The organism is Microbacterium sp. LMI13-1-1.1 (genome assembly GCF_040815625.1).
Taxonomy (GTDB): domain Bacteria; phylum Actinomycetota; class Actinomycetes; order Actinomycetales; family Microbacteriaceae; genus Microbacterium; species Microbacterium forte.
In genome coordinates, this window is record NZ_JBFPNL010000005.1 from 1,178,738 (window position 1) to 1,201,444 (window position 22,707).

A 22,707-nucleotide genomic window follows, 5' to 3' on the forward strand; every position below is an offset into this window, starting at 1 on the left:
TGCCGAACGGGTGAACTCCACCGATCGAACGGCGATTTCCACCGGAATCCAAGACTGAGCCACTAGCGTGAGGTGCGATGAAGGTCCTCTCATACAACCTGCAGAAGCACCGCGCCGCAGGAGAACTCGCGGCGCTGGTCTCGGCGCACGATCCTGACATCCTGTGCCTCCAGGAGTGCGATGTCGCGGATCTGCCCGAGGCGATCGGCGACCTCACCATCGCCGACGCGACGCAGGGGAATCGGCTGGGACTCGCGATGTTCTATCGGGCCAGCGAGTTCCATCTTCAGGAGGTCAAGACGATCGAGCTGAAGAAGTCGCTGCACGACCGGATCGCGAAGCCCGCGCATGAGCGGGTTCTGGGTGCGCGCCTGAGAGACATCGACGCGGGGCGCGAGTTCATCGCCGCGTCGTTCCATGCGGCGCCGCTGACAGCGCTGAACTCCCTGCGTCGGCACCAGATCCGGGCGGCCCTCACCGAGCTGGCGACTCTCGGCGAAGAGCTGCCGCAGCTGATGGTCGGGGATTACAACTACCCGGTGTTCAAGGAGAACCTCGGTCAGACGATCCGCGAGCACGGGTACGCGCTGACGCTGAGCGACGACCACACCTACACCCGGTACCGCGTGTTCCGCGGACACTACGACTTCGCGACGTCCGTCGGCTTCGAGATCCAGCGGGTCACCACGCTTCCGCAGGGGATGAGCGACCATCGTCCGATCCTGGTGACGACCCGGTTCGACTGATCGCAGACCGCCTCGGTTTGGGAGAACGCCCGGAATGACGTAAGCTGTCACTTTGGTACTCGACTGCCGAGCACTAACGAACGTGAGCCCTCCACTGGCGTGTTCATCCCTGTAGGGAAGAACCACCCCGGAGTGGGATTCACGAACTTCTCCGTTCGAACAAGAAAGCAGCACTATCGTGACGCGCACTTACTCCCCGAAGGCCGGCGAGGTCCAGCGTGACTGGGTCGTCATCGACGCCACTGACGTCGTTCTCGGCCGCCTGGCCTCGCACGCCGCTACGCTCCTGCGTGGCAAGCACAAGCCCACCTTCGCCAACCACATCGACTCGGGTGACTTCGTCATCATCGTGAACGCCGACAAGGTCGCGCTCACCGGTCAGAAGCTCCAGAAGAAGCTGGCCTACCGCCACTCGGGTTACCCGGGCGGACTGAAGTCGGTCACCTACGCCGAGCTCCTCGAGAAGAACCCGATCCGCGCTGTCGAGAAGGCCATCCGTGGCATGCTCCCCAAGAACAGCCTGGGCCGTCAGCAGCTGTCGAAGCTCAAGGTGTACGTCGGTGCCGAGCACCCGCACGCCGCGCAGCAGCCGCAGACGTACACCCTCGACCAGGTCGCCCAGTAAGCGCCGTAAAGACTTAAGGACATACTCGTGGCTGACATCCAGGACACCACCGAAAACCCCCAGAACTTCTCGACCTCGACTCCCGAGACCGACGCAGTCGAGGCGGCCCCCCGCCCCGTTCTCAGCGTCCCGGGTGCCGCTGTCGGCCGTCGCAAGCAGGCCATCGCCCGCGTGCGTCTCGTCCCCGGCTCGGGAACGATCACGGTCAACGGCCGCACGCTCGAGGACTACTTCCCGAACAAGCTGCACCAGCAGCTGATCAACGACCCGTTCACGATCCTCAACCTCGCCGGCGGCTACGACGTCATCGCGCGCATCTCCGGTGGTGGCCCCTCGGGTCAGGCCGGCGCGCTGCGTCTCGGCATCGCCCGTTCGCTCAACGGCATCGACGAGGAGAACAACCGTCCGACGCTGAAGAAGGCCGGCTTCCTGTCGCGCGACGCTCGCGTCAAGGAGCGCAAGAAGGCTGGACTCAAGAAGGCCCGTAAGGCGCCTCAGTACTCGAAGCGTTAAGGTCAACCGCTCCGATGCCGATCTTTGGCACGGACGGTGTGCGAGGACTCGCCAATGGCATCCTCACCGCCGACCTCGCGCTCACCCTGGCCCAGGCGACTGCTGTCGTCCTGGGCCAGGGCCGTACTGCGGAGGCCCGCAAGGCCGAAGGCAAGCGACTCACCGCAGTGGTGGCCCGTGACCCTCGTGTCTCCGGTCACTTCCTCACTGCGGCGGTCGCCGCAGGGCTCGCCTCCTCCGGCGTCGACGTGCTCGAGGCCGGTGTCATTCCGACTCCTGCGCTCGCGTTCCTCGTCGCCGACCGTGACGCCGATTTCGGTGTGATGATCTCCGCCTCGCACAACGCGGCACCCGACAACGGGATCAAGATCTTCGCCCGCGGCGGTGTGAAGCTGCCCGACGTCGTCGAGCAGCGCATCGAAGAGGCGATGGCGGGCGAGAAGCTGCGCCCCACCGGTGCGGGCGTGGGCAGGATCGATCGATTCTCCGACGCCGAAGACCGCTACGTCGTGCACCTGCTCGGCTCGCTGCCGAACCGGCTGAACGGCATCAAGGTCGTGCTCGACTGCGCCCACGGCGCCGCATCAGGGGTGTCTCCCGAGACCTTCCGCGATGCGGGTGCCGATGTCACCGTGATCGGTGCTGACCCCGACGGCTTGAACATCAACGACGGCGTCGGGTCGACCCACCTCGACCAGCTCGCCGAGGCCGTCGTGCGGCTCGGGGCCGACATCGGGATCGCCCACGACGGCGATGCCGATCGGTGCCTGGCTGTCGATGCGCAGGGCAACGTCATCGACGGCGACCAGATCATGGCCATCCTCGCGGTGTCGATGAAGCAGCGCGGTCATCTGACCGATGACACGCTCGTCGCCACGGTGATGAGCAACCTCGGCCTGCACGTCGCCATGCGCGAGCACGGCATCACCGTGCGCCAGACCGCGGTCGGCGACCGCTATGTCCTCGAGGACATGGACCGTGGCGGCTACGCCCTCGGAGGCGAGCAGTCGGGCCACGTGATCATGAGCGAGTTCGCCACGACGGGCGACGGCCTGCTCACCGGGCTGCACCTGGTTGCCGAGATGGCACGTCAGAACAAGACGATCGCCGAACTCGCGAGCGTGATGACCGTGTACCCGCAGGTGCTCATCAACGTGCGCGATGTCGACAAGGACGCGCTCGAGTCCGACGCCGTCGTGCAGGCGGCCGTGCGCGAGGTCGCAGCCGAACTCGGCGAGACCGGTCGCGTGCTGCTCCGCAAGTCCGGAACCGAGGCCCTCGTCAGGGTCATGGTCGAGGCGGCGGATGCCGAATCCGCTCAGGCGTACGCCGACCGGCTGGTCGCCGTCGTGCGGGAGCGACTCTCACTCTGAACCGTCGAGCGCGCCGCGCGGCACCGACCACAGGTCAGCCGCGCGGCGCGCTCCAGTTCAGCTGCTCGATGTATCGCAGCAGCACCCCCTCGCGCAGCGCCCACGGAGACACCTCGAGCTCGTCGACATCGAGCGCGGTCATGGCGGTGTGCAGCGATACCGCCGCGGCGACGATCTGGAACGTGCGATCCGCGGTGATGCCGGGGAGCTCCTGTCGCGCGGACGCGGGCAGACGGGCCAGCCGCGGGATCCACGATCCCAGCGAGGCCCGCGGGAGCACCATGCGCTGGATTCCCGACCACCCCGGCACCGGGTAGCCCGCGAGTCTGGCGAGCGAGCGGATCGCCTTCGACGAGCCGACGACGTGATCGGGGCGAGGCAGCGCGGCGAACTGGGGGAGCACTTCGGCGAGCGTCGCGGTCGCGTGCTCCCGAAGACGCTCGACGTCGGCTTCACCCGGCGGATCATGCGGGAGGAACTGCACTGTCATCCGGCCGGCTCCGAGGGGGACGGATGCCGCGGCATCCGGCAGTTCATCCCCGCCCGCCGCGACCTCGAGCGATCCGCCGCCGATGTCGAGGAGCAGCAGCTGTCCGGCCGACCAGCCGAACCAGCGCCGCACGGCGAGGAAGGTGAGCTGGGCCTCGGTCTCTCCGTCGAGCACCTGCAACGGCTGGCCGAGGGCAGCCTCGATGCGGGCGATCACGTCGGCCCCGTTCCGGGCGTCGCGCACTGCGCTCGTCGCGGTGGCCAGCAGCTCGTCGACCCGCTCGGCCTCCGCGACCTCTCGCGCCCGAACCACAGCCGCCTCGAGTGCTCGTACGCCCTCTTCGGAGATCGCACCGTCGTCTGTGAGGTACCGCATCAGCCGCAGGACGGTGCGATCGCTGGTCGTCGCCAGCGGTCGACCCCCGGGGCGAACATCGGCGGCGAGCATGTGGACGGTGTTGGAACCGATGTCGAGGACTCCGAGGCGCACGGATAGAGACTACTCGTGCGCCGTTACGATGTATCCGTGACCACCGCCGACCCCACGCTGCCTCTGTCTCCGTATCGCGAGATCGGACGCGACGAATGGGCGCGATTGGCGGCGGGCCTCGATCAGCCGCTCACCGAGACCGAGGTCGTCGAGCTCCGCGGCATCGGAGACCGCCTGGACCTCGCCGAGGTGCGCGAGGTCTATCTGCCCCTGAGTCGGCTGCTCAGCCTCTACGCGACGGCCACGAAGCGCCTGGGAGCCGCGACGAGCTCGTTCCTGCAGGAGGACGATTCGACGACCCCGTTCGTGGTGGGAGTCGCGGGCTCCGTCGCGGTCGGCAAGTCGACGATCGCTCGTCTGCTGCGTGAGCTGATGAGTCGGTGGCCGGGCACCCCGCGCGTCGAGCTCGTCACGACGGACGGGTTCCTGCACTCGAACGCCGAGCTCGAGCGCAGAGGTCTGATGGACCGCAAGGGGTTCCCCGAGTCCTACGACCGGCGGGCGCTGCTCGAATTCCTCACCGAGGTGAAGAGCGGGGCCGCAGAGGTGCGGGCGCCGTTCTACTCGCACATGCGCTACGACATCGTCCCCGATGCGCACGTGGTGGTCCGGCGTCCTGACGTCGTGATCGTCGAAGGACTGAACGTCCTGCAGCCGCCGCCCGCACCGAACGATGTGGCCGTCAGCGATCTCTTCGACTTCTCGATCTTCGTCGACGCCGACACCTCGCACATCGAGAAGTGGTACGTCGACCGCTTCCTCGCCCTGCGCCAGGGAGCCTTCTCGAATCCGTCGTCGTACTTCAACGTCTTCGCGCACCTCACCGACGAGGAGGCGATCACGACCGCACTCGGCTACTGGAACGAGATCAACATGCCGAACCTGGTCGAGAACGTGATGCCGACCAAGCACCGAGCGCGTCTCGTGCTCAACAAGGGCGTCGATCACAGCGTCGAGAGCGTGCTTCTCCGCAAGCTCTGAGCAGGCTCGAGGTTTCGTTCGGAACCTTCGCAAAAGTCCCGCCTTACTCTTGACCACATGTGTGGAATCGTCGGATACGTGGGCCCGCGCCCCAGCCAGGACATCCTGCTCGCAGGGCTCGCCCGTCTCGAGTACCGGGGCTATGACTCCGCAGGCGTCGCGGTCATCGACGGCGAGGGCTCGCTCGGCATGCGCAAGAAGGCGGGAAAGCTCGCGATGCTGCGCGACTCGCTGAAGGATGCCGCCCTCGCCGACGGCAACACGGGCATCGGGCACACCCGCTGGGCCACCCACGGCGGCCCCACCGACGAGAACGCGCACCCGCACCTCGCCGATGACGACAAGCTCGCCGTGATCCACAACGGCATCATCGAGAACTTCGCCTCGCTGCGTGACGAGCTGCTCGCCGACGGCGTGGCGTTCCGCAGCGAGACCGACACCGAGGTCGCAGCAGCGCTGCTCGGTCGTGAGTACCGCACCAACGGCGGCGACCTGCAGGGTGCGTTCCGCGCCGTGGTCAACCGCCTCGAGGGTGCGTTCACCCTGCTCGCGATGCACCAGGACCACCCCGGACTCGTCGTCGGCGCGCGACGCAACTCGCCGCTCGTGATCGGCCTCGGCGAGGGAGAGAACTTCCTCGGCTCCGACGTCGCCGCATTCATCGAGCACACGCGCAAGGCGCTCGCCATCGGGCAGGATCAGATCGTCTCGATCACGCCGGATGCCGTCACGGTCACCGACTTCGCCGGCACGCCGGTCGCGGCCGAGCCGTTCGACGTCTCCTGGGACGCCGCCGCCGCGGAGAAGGGCGGATGGTCCAGCTTCATGGCCAAGGAGGTCGCCGAGCAGCCCGAGGCGGTCGCCAACACGATCCGCGGTCGCATCAGAGGAGATCAGGTCGTCATCCCCGAGCTCGACGGCCTCGACGAGCTGTTCATCGGCATCAATCGCATCATCATCACCGCGTGCGGCACGGCCGCGTACTCGGCGCTCGTCGGCAAGTACGCGATCGAGCAGTGGGCGCGGATCCCCGTCGATGTCGAGCTGGCGCACGAGTTCCGCTACCGCGACCCGGTGATCGGCGATGACACGCTCGTCATCTCGATCAGCCAGTCCGGCGAGACCATGGACACGCTGATGGCCGTCAAGTACGCGAGAGAGCGCGGAGCGCGCACCCTGTCGATCTGCAACACCCAGGGTGCGACCATCCCGCGAGAGTCCGACGCCGTGGTCTACACGCATGCGGGCCCAGAGGTCGCAGTCGCGTCGACCAAGGCGTTCTCGGCGCAGATCACCGCTCTGCTGCTGCTCGGTCTGCACATGGGGCGCGTGCGCGGATCGGTGCAGGACGCATCCGTCGACGTCGCAGAGCTCACTGCCCTCCCCGAGAAGATCGCCAAGGTCCTCGAGAGCGAGCAGGAGCACGTCACGCAGCTCGCCGGCTGGATGGCCGACACCCGCTCCGTGCTGTTCCTCGGTCGCCACGTCGGCTTCCCGATCGCGCTCGAGGGTGCGCTCAAGCTCAAGGAGATCTCGTACATCCATGCCGAGGGCTTCGCCGCCGGAGAGCTCAAGCACGGTCCGATCGCCCTGATCGAACCAGGGCAGCCGGTCTTCGTCCTGGTGCCGTCTCCGCGCCACTCGGCCGTGGTCCACTCCAAGGTCGTCTCGAACATCCAGGAGATCCGTGCTCGCGGAGCGCGCGTGATCGTGGTCGCCGAAGAAGGCGATGCGGCGGTCCTGCCGTTCGCCGACGAGGTCATCCGGATTCCGCTCGCCGGAGCGATGTTCGAGCCGCTGCTCGCTGTCGTCCCGCTGCAGATCTTCGCCATGGCCCTCGCCACGGCCAAGGGCCTCGACGTCGACCAGCCGCGCAACCTCGCCAAGTCCGTCACCGTCGAATAGACCCCGTCTCGGGGGTCGGGGCGGGGCAGGAGCCGAAGGAAGCGGATGCCGCGACTAGGCTGAACGGGTGATCATCGGGACCGGCATCGACCTCGTGGACATCCCGCGGTTCGAGCGCACGATGGAGCGCACGCCGCGGCTGCTGGAGCGGCTGTTCGCGCCGGGGGAGCGGGCGCTGCGCCTTCCGTCCCTGGCAGCCCGGTATGCCGCCAAGGAGGCCCTGATCAAGACCCTGGGCGGCTCTGACGGGGTGCACTGGATCGAGATCGAGATCGCCTCCGAGGCATCGGGCCGCCCGCACTTCGTGCTGTCGGGCTCGACCGCCGACGTCGTCGCCGAGCGTGGGATCACCCGACTCCATCTGACCCTCACCCATGACGCAGGACTCGCCGCCGCGTTCGTCGTCGCCGAAGGAGAGCCCCTGTGACCGTTCCGTTCCGCGAGGCACGCATCGAGCTCGATGCCATCAGCGACAACGTCCGCCACTTCCGCCGTCTCACCGGCGTGCAGGTCATCGCGGTCGTCAAGGCGAACGCCTACGGTCACGGCGCCGCGGCCGCAGCCGTCGCGGCCCTCGCCGGCGGCGCGACCCGTCTCGGTGTCGCCGAGATCCCCGAGGCTCTCGAGCTCCGCCGCCAGGGCATCACGGCGCCGATCGTCGCGTGGCTGCATGCTCCGGGCGAGCGGTTCGATCAGGCGGCAGCTCATGACGTCGAGGTGGGCATCTCGTCGTTCGACCAGCTCGAGGCTGCCGGTGCCGTCGCGTCGGTCGATCGTCCGGTCGGCGTGCACCTGAAGTTCGAGACGGGGCTCTCGCGCAACGGCATCGCGCCGGCCGACTGGCGGCGCGTGCTCGCCGAGGCCGCGCGTCTCGAGCGCATCGGACGACTGCGCATCATCGGGCTCTTCAGTCACCTCTCGAACACCTCGCCTCAGGACGACCGCGAGGCCCTGGCGAAGTTCGAGGAGGCGGTCGCCGCGGCGGCCTCGTTCGGCATCCACCCCGAGATCCGGCACATCGCGGCGACCGCGGCCGCGATCGACCTGCCGGAGATGCGACTGGATGCGGTGCGCATCGGCATCGGCATCTACGGCCTCTCGCCCTTCGAGGACCGCTCGTCGGCCGAGCTGGGGCTTCGTCCTGCGATGACCCTGCGAGGCGCGATCGCCGCTGTGCGCCGTGTGCCCGCCGGCGCAGGGGTGTCGTACGGATACGACCACCGCGCCCCGCACGACACGACGTTGGTGCTCGTGCCGCTCGGTTACGCCGACGGGGTGCCGCGCCACGCCTCCGGACGCCTGCCGGTGTCGATCGGCGGTCGTCGGTTCACCAACGTCGGCCGAGTGGCCATGGACCAGTTCGTCGTCGATGTCGGCGATTCCCCGGTGTCGATCGGAGACGAGGTCGTGCTGTTCGGCGACCCGACCCTCGGGGTTCCCTCCGCAGCCGAGTGGGCCAACGCCGCGTCGACCATCGACTACGAGATCGTCACGCGCATCGGCCCGCGCGTGCCCCGGCGGTCGGCATGAGCGTCGACCCGGCCCTCCTCGGGCGCATCGAGATCGAGACATCCGATGCCATGGAGCAGCTCGGCTTCCGCATCGGCGAGCAGCTCGAAGCCGGAGATCTGCTCATCCTCACCGGTCCCCTCGGGGCCGGGAAGACGACGTTCACTCGTGGGCTCGCGGAAGGACTCGGAGTGCGGGGGCCGGTGCAGAGCCCCACGTTCGTGATCGCACGCACGCACCCCTCGCTCTCCGGACGCGCCCCGCTGGTGCATGTGGATGCCTACCGCCTCGGCTCAGGCGCCGAGCTCGACGACCTCGACCTCGACCTCGCACGATCGGTGGTCGTGGTCGAGTGGGGACGCGGCATGGCTGAGGACCTGGCCGAGACCTGGTGGGACATCGAGTTCGAGCGCCCGGTCGGCGGCGACGACGATCTCGACCCCTCCGAGCTCGACGCGGATGCCCCGCGGCACGTGACGATCGCGCGCGCAGGGCGCTCAGCGATCACCGGCTGAACGGCGACTACCCTGGAGAGGTGATCCTCGCCGTCGACACCTCCCTGGGCACCGCCGTCGCCCTCATCGACGACGACGGCACCCGTCTGTCCGACGCCTCGGCCGCCGACCCTCTCGGTCACGCGGAGGTCATCGGCGAGCTGCTCGTGCGAGCTCTCGGCGAGACCGGAAGCGGATCGATCGACCACGTGGTGGCGGGCATGGGCCCTGGCCCCTTCACCGGACTCCGCATCGGCATCGCGACCGCCCGCACGTTCGCGATGGGCCGCGGCATCCCGGTCGTTCCCGTGCCGAGCCACTTCGCCGCGGCGCTCACCGCGATCGATCGAGACGCCGTGACCGGCCCGTTCGCCATCGTCACGGACGCCCGCCGGCGAGAGGTGGCCGTCACCGTGTTCGAGGGGACGGATGCCGACGGCATCCCGAACATGGTCGCCGACACGGTGCTGGTCGCGCGGGTCGATGCGGACGAGCACCTCGATGGCATCCGTCGCATCGATGTCGAGACGCTGTCGGCTGTCGACCTCGCCCGCGTGGGCGCCCGAGCGGTGGCGGCGGGGCGCACGCTCGCGGGCGCCGAGCCGCTGTATCTGCGACAGCCCGATGTCACCGTGCCCGGAGCGCCGAAGAAGGTGGGGCGATGACGTTGCGTGCAGCGACGCCCGACGACCTCGACGCCATCATGGCGATAGAGCATCGCTCGTTCCCGACCGACGCGTGGAGCTCCCAGGCCATGGCGCTGGAGCTCGCCAGCCCGCACGGCCTCTATCTGGTCGACGAGCACGACGGCGTCATCATCGGCTACGGCGGAGTCCGCGCGCTGCACGGGTCGAGTGATGCCGACATCCAGACCATCGCCTTCGACGCCGAGCACCGTGGCGCCGGTCGCGGGCGCGCGCTGCTGCGCTCGCTTCTCGACACCGCAGCCGAACGCGGAGCCCGAGAGGTCTTTCTCGAGGTGCGCGCCGACAATCCGGGCGCCGAGGGCCTCTACCTCTCCGAGGGGTTCGAGGAGATCGGCCGCCGCCCTCGCTATTACCAGCCCGATGACGTCGATGCGATCGTGATGCGCCTCGTGCTGCAGCATCCGCGTTCGGCGCATCGTGACGAGCCTGCTGAGGATGCCGCGAAGGAGGCCACCGCATGACCGAGCCGCTGGTGCTGGGCATCGAGACGAGCTGCGACGAGACGGGCATCGGTGTCGTCCGCGGACGCACGCTGCTGTCGAACACGATCGCGTCGAGCATGGACGAGCACGCCCGCTACGGCGGCGTCGTGCCCGAGGTCGCCGCCCGAGCCCACCTCGAAGCCCTGCAGCCGTCGATCGACGCCGCGTTGGCGGAGGCCGGGGTGCGGCTCGACGACCTCGATGCGGTCGCCGTGACCAGCGGGCCGGGCCTCGCAGGGGCGCTCATGGTCGGCGTCGGCGCCGCGAAGGGCCTCGCCGTCTCGCTCGACAAGCCGCTGTATGCGGTCAATCACCTGGTGGGCCACATCGCCGCCGACATCCTCACCCCCGACTCCGAGCCTCTCGAGTACCCGACGATCGCGCTGCTCGTGTCGGGTGGGCACACGTCGCTGCTGCACGTGCGCGACCTCACGACCGACGTCGAGATGCTGGGCGAGACCATGGACGACGCTGCGGGGGAGGCGTTCGACAAGGTCGCCCGACTTCTGTCGCTGCCGTACCCGGGTGGCCCCGAGATCGACCGGGCGGCACTCGACGGAGACCCCGAAGCGATCCGGTTCCCTCGGGGTCTGTCTCGCGCATCCGACCTGGCGAAGCACCGCTACGACTTCTCGTTCTCCGGGCTCAAGACGGCCGTCGCTCGCTGGGTCGAACGCTGCGAGGCCGACGGCGTGCCTGTGCCGGTGGCCGACGTCGCCGCGAGCTTCCGCGAGGCGGTCGTCGACGTGCTCGTGACGAAGGCGCTCGCCGCGTGCGCAGACCTCGGCGTGCCGCGCCTGCTTCTGGGCGGCGGGGTCATCGCCAACCGACGACTCCGTGAGGTCGCGCTCGCGAGGGCCGAGAAGGCGGGCGTGACCGTGCGCATCCCGCCGCTGTCGCTCTGCACCGACAACGGGGCGATGATCGCGGCTCTCGCTGCGGAGCTGATCTCGTCGGGCCGACGCCCGTCGACGCTCGCGTTCGGAGCCGACTCCACTCTTCCGGTCACCGAGATCCAGGTCGACGAGCGCGTCGCGGTGATGTGATGAGCGACGCGCCACGTACGCCCGATCCCGTGGGTGCAGAACCAGGGTCCGATGCCGTGCTGCCTCCGACCAGGATCGAGCGCCCCAGCGGCGAGGTCGAGCATCCGTCCGGTTCGGCGCGGATACCGGGGTCCCGCCGCGAGGGATACACGAAGCTGCCGACGGGACCGGTCGGAGTCGAACCGGTGGTCGTGAGCGGACCCGTGGCAGACGACATCGGGCGCGGCGCCGACTGGGCGCCGTCGACCGACGCATCCGTCGTCGACGACACCCGCCTCGCGCCCTGGGCTCTGATGGCCGCCATCGTGGCCCTGGTCTCGTCCTTCTTCGTCGGCTGGGGCATACCGATAGCCATCGTCGCCGTGATCGCGTCGATCATGTCGCTGCGCCGACCGGTCGAGAGCCGCGCCATCGCACGCTGGGCGCTCGTGCTCGGTCTGTGCGCGACCGTCTACAGCCTCGGCTGGCTCGTCTGGGCCGGGATGCAGTTCGAGAGACTCGGATAGCGGATGCTCGACGCGGATGAATCCGTCGAGCTGAGGGCTCTCCAGGCGCGGGCCTACGGTCGAGCCGGTGCGCTGAGTGAGGTCGAGGCCGCGCGGCTGCGCGAACTCGAGGCCGGCAAGCTCCGCCGGGCGGAGCCGCCCGCACCGAGAGGACCGGAGCCGGCTGCGCCTGCACCCCCACACATCGAGCCCGCACACATCGAGCCCGCCGCGTCGACCGTCGTCGAGGGAGCCGGGACCGCGGTGTCTGTGGACCGCACCACCGGGGCGCCCCACGGCGACTCCGCCCTCGCCGCGCTGCGACGGCACTGGCGTCTTGCCGTCGCGATCACCGCAGCCTTCATCGTGGTGGGCCTCGTGCTCGGCTGGCTGATCTTCGCCGATCGTGGTCCTGCCCCGATGCAGCTCACTGCGCAGCAGGAGGAGTGGCAGAGCGCGATCGTCGCGTCGGGCGACTTCGACCCGGGTTCGGTGCGTGCCGTCGCCGAGGAGGAGGGCGTCGTGATCTGGTTCGCGACGAAGAAGGAGAGCGCGGACGTGTGCCTCGTGCTCGGCCACGAGGACGCGACGGCTCCCGCGTGCACGACGCGGGAGCAGGCGACGATCCAGGGTGTGAACGCGACGCTCGCGAAGCCCGTGAGCGAGGCCCAGACCTACGACATCCAGGCGCAGATGTTCCTCACACAGGATGGCGAGCCCGCGGTCATCACCCGCAGCTACATCACGTCGTCGCAGTCGACGTCGATGTTCGCCAGCGAGGCGGAGGCGGAGGCCGCGACGACGCTCGCCGCGCAGACCGGATTGGATCGCCGCACGATCCTCGTCGTCGGCTATGACGACGAGGTGCCGATCTGGACCGGGATCGACACCTCCACCCAGCGATACTGTCTCGTCTATGACGGGTCCATGCCCGACCCTCCGATGGTGTGCGACGACAGCCTGATGCTCGCGGATGCGGACCGGACGCTCGTGCTCGACGTCGCAGACGACGGCGAGACGACCCGCTATGAGTACCAGTTCGGCTACGGTCAGCAGTACCTCACCGTGACGAGGGGCTGGGAGAGCGACGATGCTGCAGGAGAGTGAGTCTGCCGAGCTGCGCGCCCTGCAGGGCAAGGCCTATGGTCGCGACGGCGGCCTGACCGAAATCGAGGCGGCCAGGCTGCGCGAACTCGAGTCCCTGCGCGTCGAACCGGACGCGACGGTCCTCGCCGCAGCTGCGGCCGGCCCGGGCGCCGACGCGGTCGACGCCCCGCGTCGAGCAGAGGATGCTCCGCTCCCGCATGCCGAGCCGCCCGTCTCCGGCCCACCGACCGGGAGCCCCGCCGACGAGGAAGCCGGTCGGCAGCAGCCCCGCGAGGCCGGCGGACTTCGCGCAGCGATCCGACAGCACTGGAAGGCCGCTGTCGCCGCATCCGCCGCGATGCTCGTGATCGGTCTCGGCGTCGGATGGGCGGTCTTCGGGCACACCGGTGACGCCGTGGCGCTGACCTCCGAGCAGCAGCAGCGTCGCGCCGAGCTGCAGGCGGAGGGCGGGTTCGATCCCGGCAGCCTGCGCGCGATCGGACGGGACGAGGACGCCCTCGTCTGGTACGCGACCAAGGAAGACGGCGAGACGATCTGCATCACGCTCGACGCGGCAGGCAAGTCGGCGGATCAGTGTCAGCCGGCTGCGGATCTCGACAACGGGAACGGCATCGGCATCAGTGCGAGTGTCACCGCACCCGGCGAGGGCGAGGAGAGTCCGGAGGAGATCTGGGCATCCGCCGCGCGGGCGATGAACGGCGAGGTCGTCGGGATCATCCAGCGCTGGCGCTCGGACCAGAACTCCTGGCTGTCGCAGTTCCAAAGCGACGAGCGGGAACGGGCCGAGCAGCTGATCGAGGAGGGCTTCGAGGAATACTCGTTCTCGGTCGTCGGCTACTTCCGCGATTCTCCTGTCTGGCGTGCACAGCGCCTCGAGAGCGACGATATCCAGGACTGTCTGATCATCGACGCCGTCGAGAGCGTCGAATGCCGCGTGTCGGGCGACCAGCAGTTCTCCGGCGACGGCATCGAGACCCGAGGGGTCACCGTCGACGAGACGGGGTCCGTCGCCGCGGAGTGGAGTGTGCGCCTCGCCTACACGCCGAGCGGTACGCCATACCTCGTCGTCTCCGGCGACAGCGCAGCAGTAGCCGCCGAGCAGACGGTGGAGCCGGGGGAGACGCTCGAGCTCGGCGGCGAGAAGCAGGATCCGATCCAGGTAGAGATCCCGTCCGACGACTCCGAGGGCTAGGGCGGCCTCGCCTGGCGCTACTCGGCGGCAGGCACCCGATCGGCGAGGATCGCGCGGCGCTGATCGCCGATGCGGGTGAGGATCAGCGTCGCCGCCTGATCGCCCCGCAGCGTCAGCTTCTTGCGGAAGGCGGCGGGGTCGATGTCCATACCGCGCTTCTTGATCTCGAGAGACCCGACATCGTTCGCCTTGAGGACGGCGCTGATCGCCTTGGGATTGGCAGGCATCGTCTCACGCACCCGGAACGACTGCACGAACGGACTCGTGAGCGCCGTGTCGGAGGTGAGGTACGCGATGCGCTCATCGAGCATCCCCGCGTCGAGACTGCGCGCGACGTCGCCGATCAGGCGCGCACGGATCACCGCGCCGTCCGGCTCGTGGAGGAAGGCGCCGAGCTCACGCACGGGCTCATCCTCCGCATCTGCTCCTGCGGTGAGCTCGTGCGAGCGCTCGCCGCGGATCACGAGAGCGGACCGGCGGATGCCGTCGCGAGCGAGCGCTCTCGTCCACAGCACCAGCTCGACGACGCTGCCCTCTGCGCTCACCCACTGCGCCTCGGCGTCGACGGGGAGCGAGTCCCGGTCGTGGCCGGGGCCGAGCTTGATGCCGGTCGAGGTGCGGGAGGCCACGTCGAATGCCCAGTCGAGCGGGGGAGAGTAGTCATCGGACGACACCCGCCGCGTCTCGCTGTGACCCGCGGTGCGGCGGGCCGGGTCCATCCAGATCGCCTGAGTCTCGTCGCCGTCGGCGGGCACGTGGGCCTCGGCGGTGCCGTGGGTCACGACCGCGCTGTCTCCGAAGGGCGCCAGGTTGTAGGCGGCGATCGCTGCGGTCACCTCGTCGGCATCCACAGCGATCACGTCGAGTCCGGCGCCCGCGAACGCGAGGGCGTCTCCGCCGATGCCGCAGCCCAGATCGGCGACACGGGTGATGCCGACCCGCCGCAGCCGCTGCGCGTGCCGTGCGGCGACGTTCAGCCGGGTGGCCTGCTCGAGCCCGGCGCGGGTGAACAGCATCCGCGCCGCGAAGTCGCCGAACTTGCCCCTCGCCTTGGCGCGGAGACGTGCCTGCCCCACCACGGCGGAGACCAGCTCGGGGGAGTGCCCTGCGGCGCGCAGCCGCGACACGATCCGAGCGACGTCGGCGATCTCATCGACGGGGCCGAGCTCGTCCAGCGCCTTCAGGCCTTCGGGGGTGAGCAGGGCGCGCAGCTCGGAGATCTCCACGCCTCCAGCTTAGGCGGCGGCCAGTTCGTCCGATTGGCACTCGCATTGCGTGAGTGCCAGCGGAGCGCCTAGACTGAATTAGCACTCTCGGGTTGAGAGTGCGAAAAGTCTTCCTGTCAGCGTCAAGAAAGAAGAGGTAGACCGTGTCGGTTTCCATCAAGCCGCTCGAGGATCGCATCGTCATCAAGCAGGTCGAGGCAGAGCAGACCACCGCGAGTGGCCTGGTCATCCCCGACACCGCCAAGGAGAAGCCCCAGGAGGGCGAGGTCGTGGCCGTGGGCCCCGGCCGCATCGATGACAACGGCAACCGCGTTCCGCTCGACGTCGCCGTGGGCGACCGTGTTCTCTACAGCAAGTACGGCGGCACCGAGGTGAAGTTCGGCGCAGACGAGTACCTCGTCCTGTCGGCTCGCGACGTGCTCGCAGTCGTCGTCCGCTGAGACAACGTCTTCGGAAGGCCCGGATGCATCACGCATCCGGGCCTTCCTGCGTGTCCGGACCGTGTCAGACGACCGCGGCCGGATTCAGCGCGACTGGAGCAGATCGACGGCCGCCGCGGCAGCGCTGCCGGGAGCCGCACTGTATGCGAGGATCCGCTGGCCATCTCCCTCGGGTAGGTGAAGGACCTCGTAGCCGAGCGTGAGTTCGCCGACGACAGGATGGCGGAAGCGCTTGCTGCCGCTCGTGCAGAGCTTGACCATGTGTCCGGCCCAGAGCTTCGCGAAGTCGGGACTGCTCAGGCTGAGCTCGCCGATGAGTTCGGCGAGCTGTCGGTCGTCGACGAATCGTGCGGCGACGTAGCGCAGCGATGCCACGGCCACCGCGGCCTCTTCGTTCCAGTCGGCGTACAGGTCTCGTGTGTGCGGATCGAGGAACAGCATCCGGAGGTGATTGGGGCGCCCGGCCGGCCGAGACGGCGCATCGACCTCGATGTGGCCCGCCATCAGAAGGTGGCCGGCGCTGTTCCAGTCGAGGATGTCGTTGAAACGGCCCAGCAGCACAGCAGGAACTGCCATGGCGTGCAGCAGTTGCGAGGCGCCTCGATGCGGCTGCTCGGTCTTTCGGGGACGGCGGGGAGCGGCTGATCGCGGGCGTGCGAGCGCTCGGAGATGCGTATGCTCGTCGGCATCGAGCTGGAGCGCGCGGGCGAGACTGTCGATGACCGCGTCGGATGCGTTCTGCGACTGGCCCTGCTCCAAACGGGTCAGGTAGGTGACCGAGACCCCGGCGAGTCGCGCGAGCTCCTCGCGACGGAGGCCCGGAACCCTGCGCCGGCCGAAGCTGGCAACCCCGACGTCGTCGGGGGTGACGCGATCCCGCCGGGAGCGCAGGAACTCGCCGAGCTCGGTCACCGGCCGTTCTGAGGCGATCGGCCTGGTGAACGCGGGGTGCGGATCCATGGAGCCATTCTCCACGACCGCCGCACGCGCAGCCTGTCCCTGGCGGTGCTAGTCACGAGAGGGGACTGGTTGCCCCGCGTCGCCGGGCGGAGTCTGAGCAGCGTGACTCATACCGACTCGACTCTCCCCGCCACGCCGCCGCCGGCGACCGATCGCTTCACCCCGTCGCAGGCGCTCGCCATGGGCGTCCTTCTGACGGCGAACTTCACTCTCGCCGTCGACTTCTCGATCCTCAACGTCGCGCTGCCTCCGATCGGGCGGGAACTGGGCTTCGACACCGCGTCGCTCCAGTGGATCGTGACCGCGTTCGCGGTGTGCGCCGCGTCGTTCACCCTGTTCTTCGGGCGGGTGGCCGATCTGCTCGGGCGCAAACGACTGTTCATCGCCGGGCTCGCGCTGCTCGGTGCGGCGTCGGTCGTCGGCGGACTCGCGACCACACCGGGTGTTCTCCTGGCCGCCCGCGTCGGCCAGGGCGTCGCGACGGCGATGGTCACTCCGGCGGCTCTCGCGCTGATGACCACGATGTTCCCCGAGGGGCGGGCGCGTTCGCGGGCGCTCGGGCTCAACGGCGCGCTCATGGCGGCGGGCTTCACGGCGGGAGCGGTGCTCGGCGGGCTGCTCACCGGAGGCGTCTCGTGGCGCTGGGCGTTCTTCATCAACGTCGCGGTGGCCGCTGCAGCCCTGCTCGTCGGGGCGTTCGTCCTTCACGAGCCGCGTCGCGTCGCACGGGCTCGGCTCGATGTCGTCGGCGCGATCACCGTGACAGCCGCTCTGGTGGCACTCGTCTTCGGCATCGACTCCGCGGGGCGCGTCGGCTGGGGCGAACCGGGCACGTGGATGCCGCTCGGGGTCTCCGCGGTGTTCTTCGTGTTGTTCGCGCTCGCCGAGAAGAGAGCGATCGAACCGCTCGTCGCACCTTCGCTGCTGAGGAGAAGCGAGATCGCCTGGGGCAACCTCGCCGGTCTCCTCGCCTTCGCCACTGAGACGTCACTCGTCTTCCTGCTGACCATCTATCTGCAGGAGATCCTCGGGTACACCCCGATCGCTGCCGGACTGATGCTCGGAGTGCTCGGTATCGGCACCGTGCTCGGTGGCCTTCTCGCGCCCCGCGTCATCGGAAGGGTCGGATCGTCGCGCGCGATCGTCGTCGGGCTGATCTTGCAGGCCGGCGCCACGTTCCCGCTCGCCTTCGCATCGGACGAGCATGTCTGGGCGATTCCGCTCCTCGTTCTGACGTTCCTCGGTGGCGTGGCGAATCTCGTCGCCATCGTCGGCTATGTCGTGACGGCGACGGGGTCGGTTCCCTCTGACCAGCAGGGCCTGGCGACCGGTCTCGTCACGATGAGCCAGCAGGTGGGCATCGCACTGGGCACGCCGGTGATGGCGGCTGTGGTCGCGGCGTTCGCCGGCGCGGGTCTTCTCGCCGGGCTGCAGATGGCGATCGGACTCAATGCGGCGATGGCGCTCTCGACCGCCCTCCTCGTCGCGGTCGTGCTCAGGGGTCAGCGAGACCGTTGAACGGCGGGGGAGGCGCCACCGTTGCATCGATTCCTGCCAATGTCCGGTCGGCGACGGCTTCGGGTGCGATGCCGCTCACCGACGGGCATAGGGTTGTGCGGTGACCCCGACGAACGCCGCCTCCCGAGCCACTCAGACGGCGGGAGTCGCGTACGCAGGCGGTGCGTATCTGCTCTGGGGCGTGCTGCCCCTCTACTTCCTTCTGCTCGCACCCACGGGGCCGTGGGAGGTCGTCGCGTGGCGGGTGCTGCTGTCGCTCGTCTTCTGTCTTCTGCTTCTCACCGTGATGCGCGGCTGGGCGGCGTTCGGCGCGATCATCCGGCAGCCGAGGCTGTTGGCATGGACTGCTCTCGCCGGCGTCCTGATCTACGTCAACTGGCAGGTGTTCCTCATCGGCACCCTCTCGGAGAACATCGTCGAGACGAGCCTCGGGTATTTCATCAACCCGATCACGACGGTGCTCCTCGGGGTGTTCGTGCTCAAGGAGCGCATCCGCAGGCTGCAGTGGGCCGCGATCGGCATCGCCGCCGTCGCGGTGATCGTGATCGTCCTCTTCTACGGCGAGTTCCCGTGGATCGCCCTTTCGCTGACGGCCTCGTTCGGGGTCTACGGACTCATCAAGAAGAAGATCGGCCCCGCAGTCGACGCGGTCAGCGGACTCACCCTCGAGTCGTTCTGGCTGATCCCGATCGCCGTCGTGCAGCTGATCCTCGTCGCCGCCACCCCCGTCGGGATCACGATGGGCTCCCACGGCGTCTGGCACGCGGTGCTCCTCGCCTTCGCGGGAGTGGCGACGGCGGTGCCGCTGCTGCTGTTCGCCGCCGGCACCCGACGCATCAACCTGACCGTCATCGGGATGATCCAGTTCATCACGCCGATCATGCAGTTCATCATCGGCGCGGTCGTGCTCGGCGAACCGATGCCGCCCGAGCGGTGGGCGGGGTTCATCATCGTCTGGGTCGCCATCCTGGTGTTCGTGATCGACCTGCTGCTCGCCGCGCGGCGAGGGCGTCGGATCGCTCAGCCGGCACTGGTCTGAACTCCCGGTTCACGCCTGCGGAACTCGGTGTCGGATCGTTAACGCACCGAAACATCGGCGACCCCTACGCGAAGCCTTTCAGTCCTAGTGTTAGAGCACCCGACCGTGGTCACAATCCACGGCCAGTCACGCAAGGGAGCATCATGACCGCATTCACGCGCTCGCGCAGCGCCAAGATTCTCGCAGGAGTCGCGCTGCTGAGCGCCTCGGCGATCGTCGTCGCAGGCTGCAGCAGCACGCCCTCCGAGGAGCCGTCCGACGGCGGAGGCGGCGGATCGACGGCCGACCTCACGCTCGAGCTCGGCTCGCTGCTGCCGCAGACCGGTTCGCTGTCGTTCCTCGGCCCGCCCATGGAATCCGGCGTCGGCCTCGCCGTCAAGGAGGTCAACGACGCTGCTGCAGGTATCACGATCAACCTGACGGCTGAAGACGAGGGCGACACCGACACCAAAGCCTACGAGACGTCGATCAGCAAGCTGCAGAGCGCAGGTGTCACGGCCATCGTCGGTGCCGCGGCGTCCGGCGTCTCGCGTCTGATCCTCGACGGCAACGTCAGCGCAGGCATCCTCCAGATCTCGGCCTCGAACACCGGCCCCGACTTCACGGACTGGGACGACAACGGACTCTACTTCCGCACCGCTCCCAGCGACCTGCTGCAGGGCGAGGTCCTCGGCAACCTGATCGCCGAAGACGGCCACAAGACCCTCGGCGTGATCTACCAGAACGACGCCTACGGCACCGGTCTCTTCGAGAACATCAAGTCGACGTTCGAGAACGCGGGTGGCGAGGTCGTGGCCGACGCGTCGTACAACGTCGGTGACGGTCAGTTCGACGCACAGGTCGAGACCATCAAGGCGCAGAACCCCGACGCCGTCGCGATCGTGTCGTTCGACCAGTTCAAGACGATCGCTCCGCTGCTCGTGAACGCGGGCATCTCGCCGGACAAGTTCTACCTCGTCGACGGAAACCTGTCGGACTACGGCTCGTCGCCCGACACGAACTTCCCGTTCTCGCTCGAGGGCGCACAGGGCACCAAGCCCGGCCCGGCACTCGAGGATGACTTCACCGACCGTCTGCAGGCGTACTGGACCGGCGAGGGCAACCCCGAGGTCAACGACTTCACCTACGCGGCTGAGGCGTACGACGCCGTCGTGCTCGTCTCGCTCGCGTCGCTCGCGGCCGGCTCGACCGAGGGCGCGGACATCGCAGCGAAGATGGCTGAGGTCTCGGGTGGCACCGGCGACGGAGAGAAGTGCACCAGCTTCGCCGACTGCGCCGAGATCATCAACGGAGGCGGCACGGCCGACTACGACGGATACTCGGGCGAGATCACGTTCGACGAGAACGGCGACCCGCAGGGCGCCTCGATCGGCACGTACGTGTACGACGCCGAGAACCTGATCTCCCGCACCAACTGATCACGAGCGAAGGCCCCGGATTCAGCATCCGGGGCCTTCGTCGTGTCCCGAGCACCTGCGAAGGCCACGGGGTCACCGAGCGTGGCCGACCTTCCCCGTCCCGCAGGCCCGGACTGAGACCCGGACAGAGCCGCAGACAGAGAGAAGGGGGGGGTGGCCCCGCATCCGCCCCATGTCTGTGTGAGCCGCCACACGGCCCGGCCGTGCCGAGCGGGGCCGGGTAGAGGGCGGTGACCTTCGGATCGTTCAGCAGGTCGCGCCCTGTGCCCTCGTACGCGTCCTTGCCCTGGTCGAGCACGTAGCCGCGATCGCAGATCTGCAGGCAGCGACGTGCGTTCTGCTCGACCATGATCGTGGTCACTCCCGCCTTGTTGATGTCGGAGACGCGGATGAACGCGTCGTCCTGGCGCACGGGGGAGAGGCCGGCGGAGGGCTCGTCGAGCAGCAGCACCGACGGGTCCATCATGAGCGCCCGCGACATCGCCACCATCTGGCGCTCACCGCCCGAGAGCGAGCCCGCGCGCTGCTTGAGGCGCTTGCCGAGCTCGGCGAAGATGCCGGTGACGAACTCGAGGCGCTCTGCGTAGATCTTGGGGTTCTGGTAGAGCCCCATCTGCAGGTTCTCCTCGATCGAGAGCGAGGGGAAGACGTTGTTCGTCTGCGGCACGAAGGCGACGCCGCGTTTGACGAGCTTGTCTGCCTTCAACCCGACGATGCTGTCCCCGTTCAGGGTGACGTCGCCACCGCGGATGTTGACCATGCCGAAGATCGCCTTCAGCAGGGTCGACTTGCCCGCGCCGTTGGGGCCGATGATGCCGATCAGCTCTCCTTGACGTGCGACCAGGTTCGCGCCGTTGAGGATGTTCACTCCGGGGAGGTATCCGGCGTGCACGTCCTTGAGCTCGACGACGATGTCGTCGGGTGACGGCGACGACGCTGCGGGGGTGGCGGCGCTCATGCGGTGCCCTTCTGGTCGGAATCGCGGGTGCTCGTCGCTTCGAGCTCCGCCTCGGCTTCTGCTTCGATCTGCTCGCGGAGCTTGGCGGCTGCGGCATTCTCGATCACGGGGATGCGACCGGTGACGGCACCGAGATCGAGATCCTGGTGCGCGCCGAGGTAGGCGTCGACCACCGCGGGGTCTTCCATGACCTCGTCCGGGGGTCCCTCGGCGACGATGCGACCCTCCGCCATGACCACGACCCAGTCGGCGATGTGGCGGACCATGTGCATGTCGTGCTCGACGAACAGCACGGTCATCCCGAGGCCCTTGAGATCGAGGATGTGGTCGAGCAGCGACTGCGTGAGGGCCGGGTTGACACCGGCCATCGGCTCGTCGAGCATCACCAGGGTCGGGTCGCTCATCAGAGCGCGGGCCATCTCGAGGAGCTTGCGCTGCCCGCCCGAGAGCGATGCGGCGAAGTCCTTCTCCTTGGCGTCGAGCTTGAAGCGGGCGAGCAGCTCGCGCGCCTTGCCCTCGATCTCCTGGTCCTGCTTGCGCCACAGGAACGGGAAGAGGCTCGACCAGAAGCCCTCGCCGCGCTGCCCCGGAGCCCCGAGCTTCATGTTCTCGAGCACCGTGAGGAGCGACAGCGACTTGGTCAGCTGGAACGTGCGCACCTGTCCCATGCGCGCCACCTTGAACGAGGGGACGCCCGAGAGGCTCACCCCGTCGAACGACCAGGTGCCGGCGTTGGGTTTGTCGAACCCGCACAGCAGGTTGAACAGCGTCGTCTTGCCCGCGCCGTTCGGACCGATCAGCGCGGTGATCGCGCCACGCGGGATCTCGACGTGATCGACGTCGACGGCGGTCAGGCCGCCGAAGCGTCGCTGCACGGCGTCTGCCACGAGGATCGGGTCGACCTTCGGCACGCCGGGGGCCGCGGGGCCCTTCGCGAGACCGGTGGTCTTGGGGCGTCGGATGCTCCCGGTTGCGGGCGCCGTCTCGGCGCTCTCGTCGGGGGT

23 protein-coding genes and 1 pseudogene are annotated in these 22,707 nt (G+C 68.7%); 19 read left to right on the plus strand and 5 right to left on the minus strand.

What is annotated here, in order from left to right; all coding sequences use genetic code 11:
* The first annotated feature begins 77 nt into the window (after positions 1-77).
* The 4 genes from MRBLMI13_RS12500 to glmM all read left to right on the plus strand — a co-directional run bounded on the left by MRBLMI13_RS12500 (position 78) and on the right by glmM (position 3,257).
* Positions 78-746: an endonuclease/exonuclease/phosphatase family protein gene (locus tag MRBLMI13_RS12500; RefSeq protein ID WP_056375795.1), complete on the plus strand. Its 669-nt coding sequence runs from the start codon at positions 78-80 to the stop codon at positions 744-746.
* Between the two features lie 178 nt (positions 747-924).
* Entirely contained in the window at positions 925-1,371 is a 447-nt protein-coding gene (rplM, locus tag MRBLMI13_RS12505) for a 50S ribosomal protein L13 (RefSeq protein WP_042539156.1), read from the plus strand.
* Between the two features lie 27 nt (positions 1,372-1,398).
* Positions 1,399-1,884: a 30S ribosomal protein S9 gene (gene rpsI, locus MRBLMI13_RS12510; RefSeq protein ID WP_042539158.1), complete on the plus strand. Its 486-nt coding sequence runs from the start codon at positions 1,399-1,401 to the stop codon at positions 1,882-1,884.
* Positions 1,885-1,898: 14 nt separating this feature from the next.
* On the plus strand, positions 1,899-3,257 hold the full coding sequence (gene glmM / locus MRBLMI13_RS12515) for a phosphoglucosamine mutase (protein ID WP_056375796.1): 1,359 nt from the start codon (positions 1,899-1,901) through the stop codon (positions 3,255-3,257).
* Between the two features lie 34 nt (positions 3,258-3,291).
* Here glmM and MRBLMI13_RS12520 read toward each other — a convergent pair whose 3' ends face one another.
* Positions 3,292-4,236, minus strand: a complete 945-nt coding sequence (locus MRBLMI13_RS12520; RefSeq protein ID WP_367822884.1) for a Ppx/GppA phosphatase family protein — start codon at positions 4,234-4,236, stop codon at positions 3,292-3,294.
* Positions 4,237-4,272: 36 nt separating this feature from the next.
* Between MRBLMI13_RS12520 and coaA the strand changes: the two genes are divergently transcribed.
* From coaA to MRBLMI13_RS12575, 11 genes are all read left to right on the plus strand, one after another.
* Positions 4,273-5,217, plus strand: coding sequence for a type I pantothenate kinase (gene coaA / locus MRBLMI13_RS12525; RefSeq protein ID WP_042539164.1), 945 nt, complete (start codon positions 4,273-4,275; stop codon positions 5,215-5,217).
* A gap of 57 nt (positions 5,218-5,274) precedes the next feature.
* Entirely contained in the window at positions 5,275-7,122 is a 1,848-nt protein-coding gene (glmS, locus tag MRBLMI13_RS12530; protein ID WP_367822886.1) for a glutamine--fructose-6-phosphate transaminase (isomerizing), read from the plus strand.
* 67 nt (positions 7,123-7,189) lie between these two features.
* Positions 7,190-7,549, plus strand: coding sequence for a holo-ACP synthase (locus MRBLMI13_RS12535; protein WP_042539168.1), 360 nt, complete (start codon positions 7,190-7,192; stop codon positions 7,547-7,549).
* On the plus strand, positions 7,546-8,652 hold the full coding sequence (gene alr, locus MRBLMI13_RS12540) for an alanine racemase (protein ID WP_367822888.1): 1,107 nt from the start codon (positions 7,546-7,548) through the stop codon (positions 8,650-8,652). Before MRBLMI13_RS12535 ends, alr begins: the two co-directional genes overlap by 4 nt.
* A complete protein-coding gene (gene tsaE / locus MRBLMI13_RS12545; protein WP_367822890.1) occupies positions 8,649-9,146 on the plus strand; it encodes a tRNA (adenosine(37)-N6)-threonylcarbamoyltransferase complex ATPase subunit type 1 TsaE in 498 nt (165 codons plus the stop codon). The genes alr and tsaE overlap by 4 nt, the downstream gene beginning before the upstream one ends.
* Positions 9,147-9,166: 20 nt before the next feature.
* Positions 9,167-9,790 (plus strand): tRNA (adenosine(37)-N6)-threonylcarbamoyltransferase complex dimerization subunit type 1 TsaB, encoded by a 624-nt coding sequence (gene tsaB / locus MRBLMI13_RS12550; protein WP_367822892.1) that lies wholly within the window; start codon positions 9,167-9,169, stop codon positions 9,788-9,790.
* Positions 9,787-10,293, plus strand: coding sequence for a ribosomal protein S18-alanine N-acetyltransferase (gene rimI, locus MRBLMI13_RS12555; RefSeq protein WP_367822894.1), 507 nt, complete (start codon positions 9,787-9,789; stop codon positions 10,291-10,293). The genes tsaB and rimI overlap by 4 nt, the downstream gene beginning before the upstream one ends.
* The gene (gene tsaD, locus MRBLMI13_RS12560; protein WP_367822896.1) at positions 10,290-11,360 is read left to right on the plus strand and encodes a tRNA (adenosine(37)-N6)-threonylcarbamoyltransferase complex transferase subunit TsaD; all 1,071 of its coding nucleotides are present in this window, start codon (positions 10,290-10,292) and stop codon (positions 11,358-11,360) included. Before rimI ends, tsaD begins: the two co-directional genes overlap by 4 nt.
* Positions 11,360-11,866 (plus strand): hypothetical protein, encoded by a 507-nt coding sequence (locus tag MRBLMI13_RS12565; RefSeq protein WP_367822898.1) that lies wholly within the window; start codon positions 11,360-11,362, stop codon positions 11,864-11,866. Before tsaD ends, MRBLMI13_RS12565 begins: the two co-directional genes overlap by 1 nt.
* 3 nt (positions 11,867-11,869) lie before the next feature.
* On the plus strand, positions 11,870-12,952 hold the full coding sequence (locus MRBLMI13_RS12570; protein WP_367822900.1) for a hypothetical protein: 1,083 nt from the start codon (positions 11,870-11,872) through the stop codon (positions 12,950-12,952).
* The gene (locus MRBLMI13_RS12575) at positions 12,936-14,144 is read left to right on the plus strand and encodes a hypothetical protein (RefSeq protein WP_367822902.1); all 1,209 of its coding nucleotides are present in this window, start codon (positions 12,936-12,938) and stop codon (positions 14,142-14,144) included. Before MRBLMI13_RS12570 ends, MRBLMI13_RS12575 begins: the two co-directional genes overlap by 17 nt.
* A gap of 17 nt (positions 14,145-14,161) precedes the next feature.
* On the opposite strand, the gene MRBLMI13_RS12580 is transcribed toward MRBLMI13_RS12575, so the two are convergent.
* The gene (locus tag MRBLMI13_RS12580) at positions 14,162-15,370 is read right to left on the minus strand and encodes a class I SAM-dependent methyltransferase (RefSeq protein ID WP_079112373.1); all 1,209 of its coding nucleotides are present in this window, start codon (positions 15,368-15,370) and stop codon (positions 14,162-14,164) included.
* Between the two features lie 143 nt (positions 15,371-15,513).
* Between MRBLMI13_RS12580 and groES the strand changes: the two genes are divergently transcribed.
* Positions 15,514-15,810 (plus strand): co-chaperone GroES, encoded by a 297-nt coding sequence (gene groES / locus MRBLMI13_RS12585; RefSeq protein WP_039394204.1) that lies wholly within the window; start codon positions 15,514-15,516, stop codon positions 15,808-15,810.
* Positions 15,811-15,894: 84 nt separating this feature from the next.
* Here the strand turns inward: groES and MRBLMI13_RS12590 are convergent, their stop codons facing one another.
* Positions 15,895-16,770: a helix-turn-helix transcriptional regulator gene (locus MRBLMI13_RS12590; protein WP_367822904.1), complete on the minus strand. Its 876-nt coding sequence runs from the start codon at positions 16,768-16,770 to the stop codon at positions 15,895-15,897.
* Between the two features lie 102 nt (positions 16,771-16,872).
* Between MRBLMI13_RS12590 and MRBLMI13_RS12595 the strand changes: the two genes are divergently transcribed.
* The 3 genes from MRBLMI13_RS12595 to MRBLMI13_RS12605 all read left to right on the plus strand — a co-directional run bounded on the left by MRBLMI13_RS12595 (position 16,873) and on the right by MRBLMI13_RS12605 (position 20,745).
* Positions 16,873-18,288 carry an MFS transporter gene (locus MRBLMI13_RS12595; RefSeq protein WP_367822906.1) on the plus strand — a complete coding sequence of 472 codons (1,416 nt, stop codon included), beginning with the start codon at positions 16,873-16,875 and terminating at the stop codon, positions 18,286-18,288.
* Between the two features lie 100 nt (positions 18,289-18,388).
* Positions 18,389-19,327, plus strand: coding sequence for an EamA family transporter RarD (gene rarD, locus MRBLMI13_RS12600; RefSeq protein WP_367822908.1), 939 nt, complete (start codon positions 18,389-18,391; stop codon positions 19,325-19,327).
* 143 nt (positions 19,328-19,470) lie between these two features.
* Positions 19,471-20,745, plus strand: a complete 1,275-nt coding sequence (locus tag MRBLMI13_RS12605) for an ABC transporter substrate-binding protein (protein WP_042539188.1) — start codon at positions 19,471-19,473, stop codon at positions 20,743-20,745.
* Between the two features lie 202 nt (positions 20,746-20,947).
* Here MRBLMI13_RS12605 and MRBLMI13_RS12610 read toward each other — a convergent pair.
* Both MRBLMI13_RS12610 and MRBLMI13_RS12615 read right to left on the minus strand, forming a co-directional pair.
* Positions 20,948-21,703, minus strand: a pseudogene (locus MRBLMI13_RS12610) (ABC transporter ATP-binding protein); the annotation flags it as partial.
* Positions 21,700-22,665, minus strand: a complete 966-nt coding sequence (locus tag MRBLMI13_RS12615) for an ABC transporter ATP-binding protein (RefSeq protein ID WP_042539447.1) — start codon at positions 22,663-22,665, stop codon at positions 21,700-21,702. The pseudogene MRBLMI13_RS12610 and the gene MRBLMI13_RS12615, both read right to left, overlap by 4 nt.
* Positions 22,666-22,707: the final 42 nt, after the last annotated feature.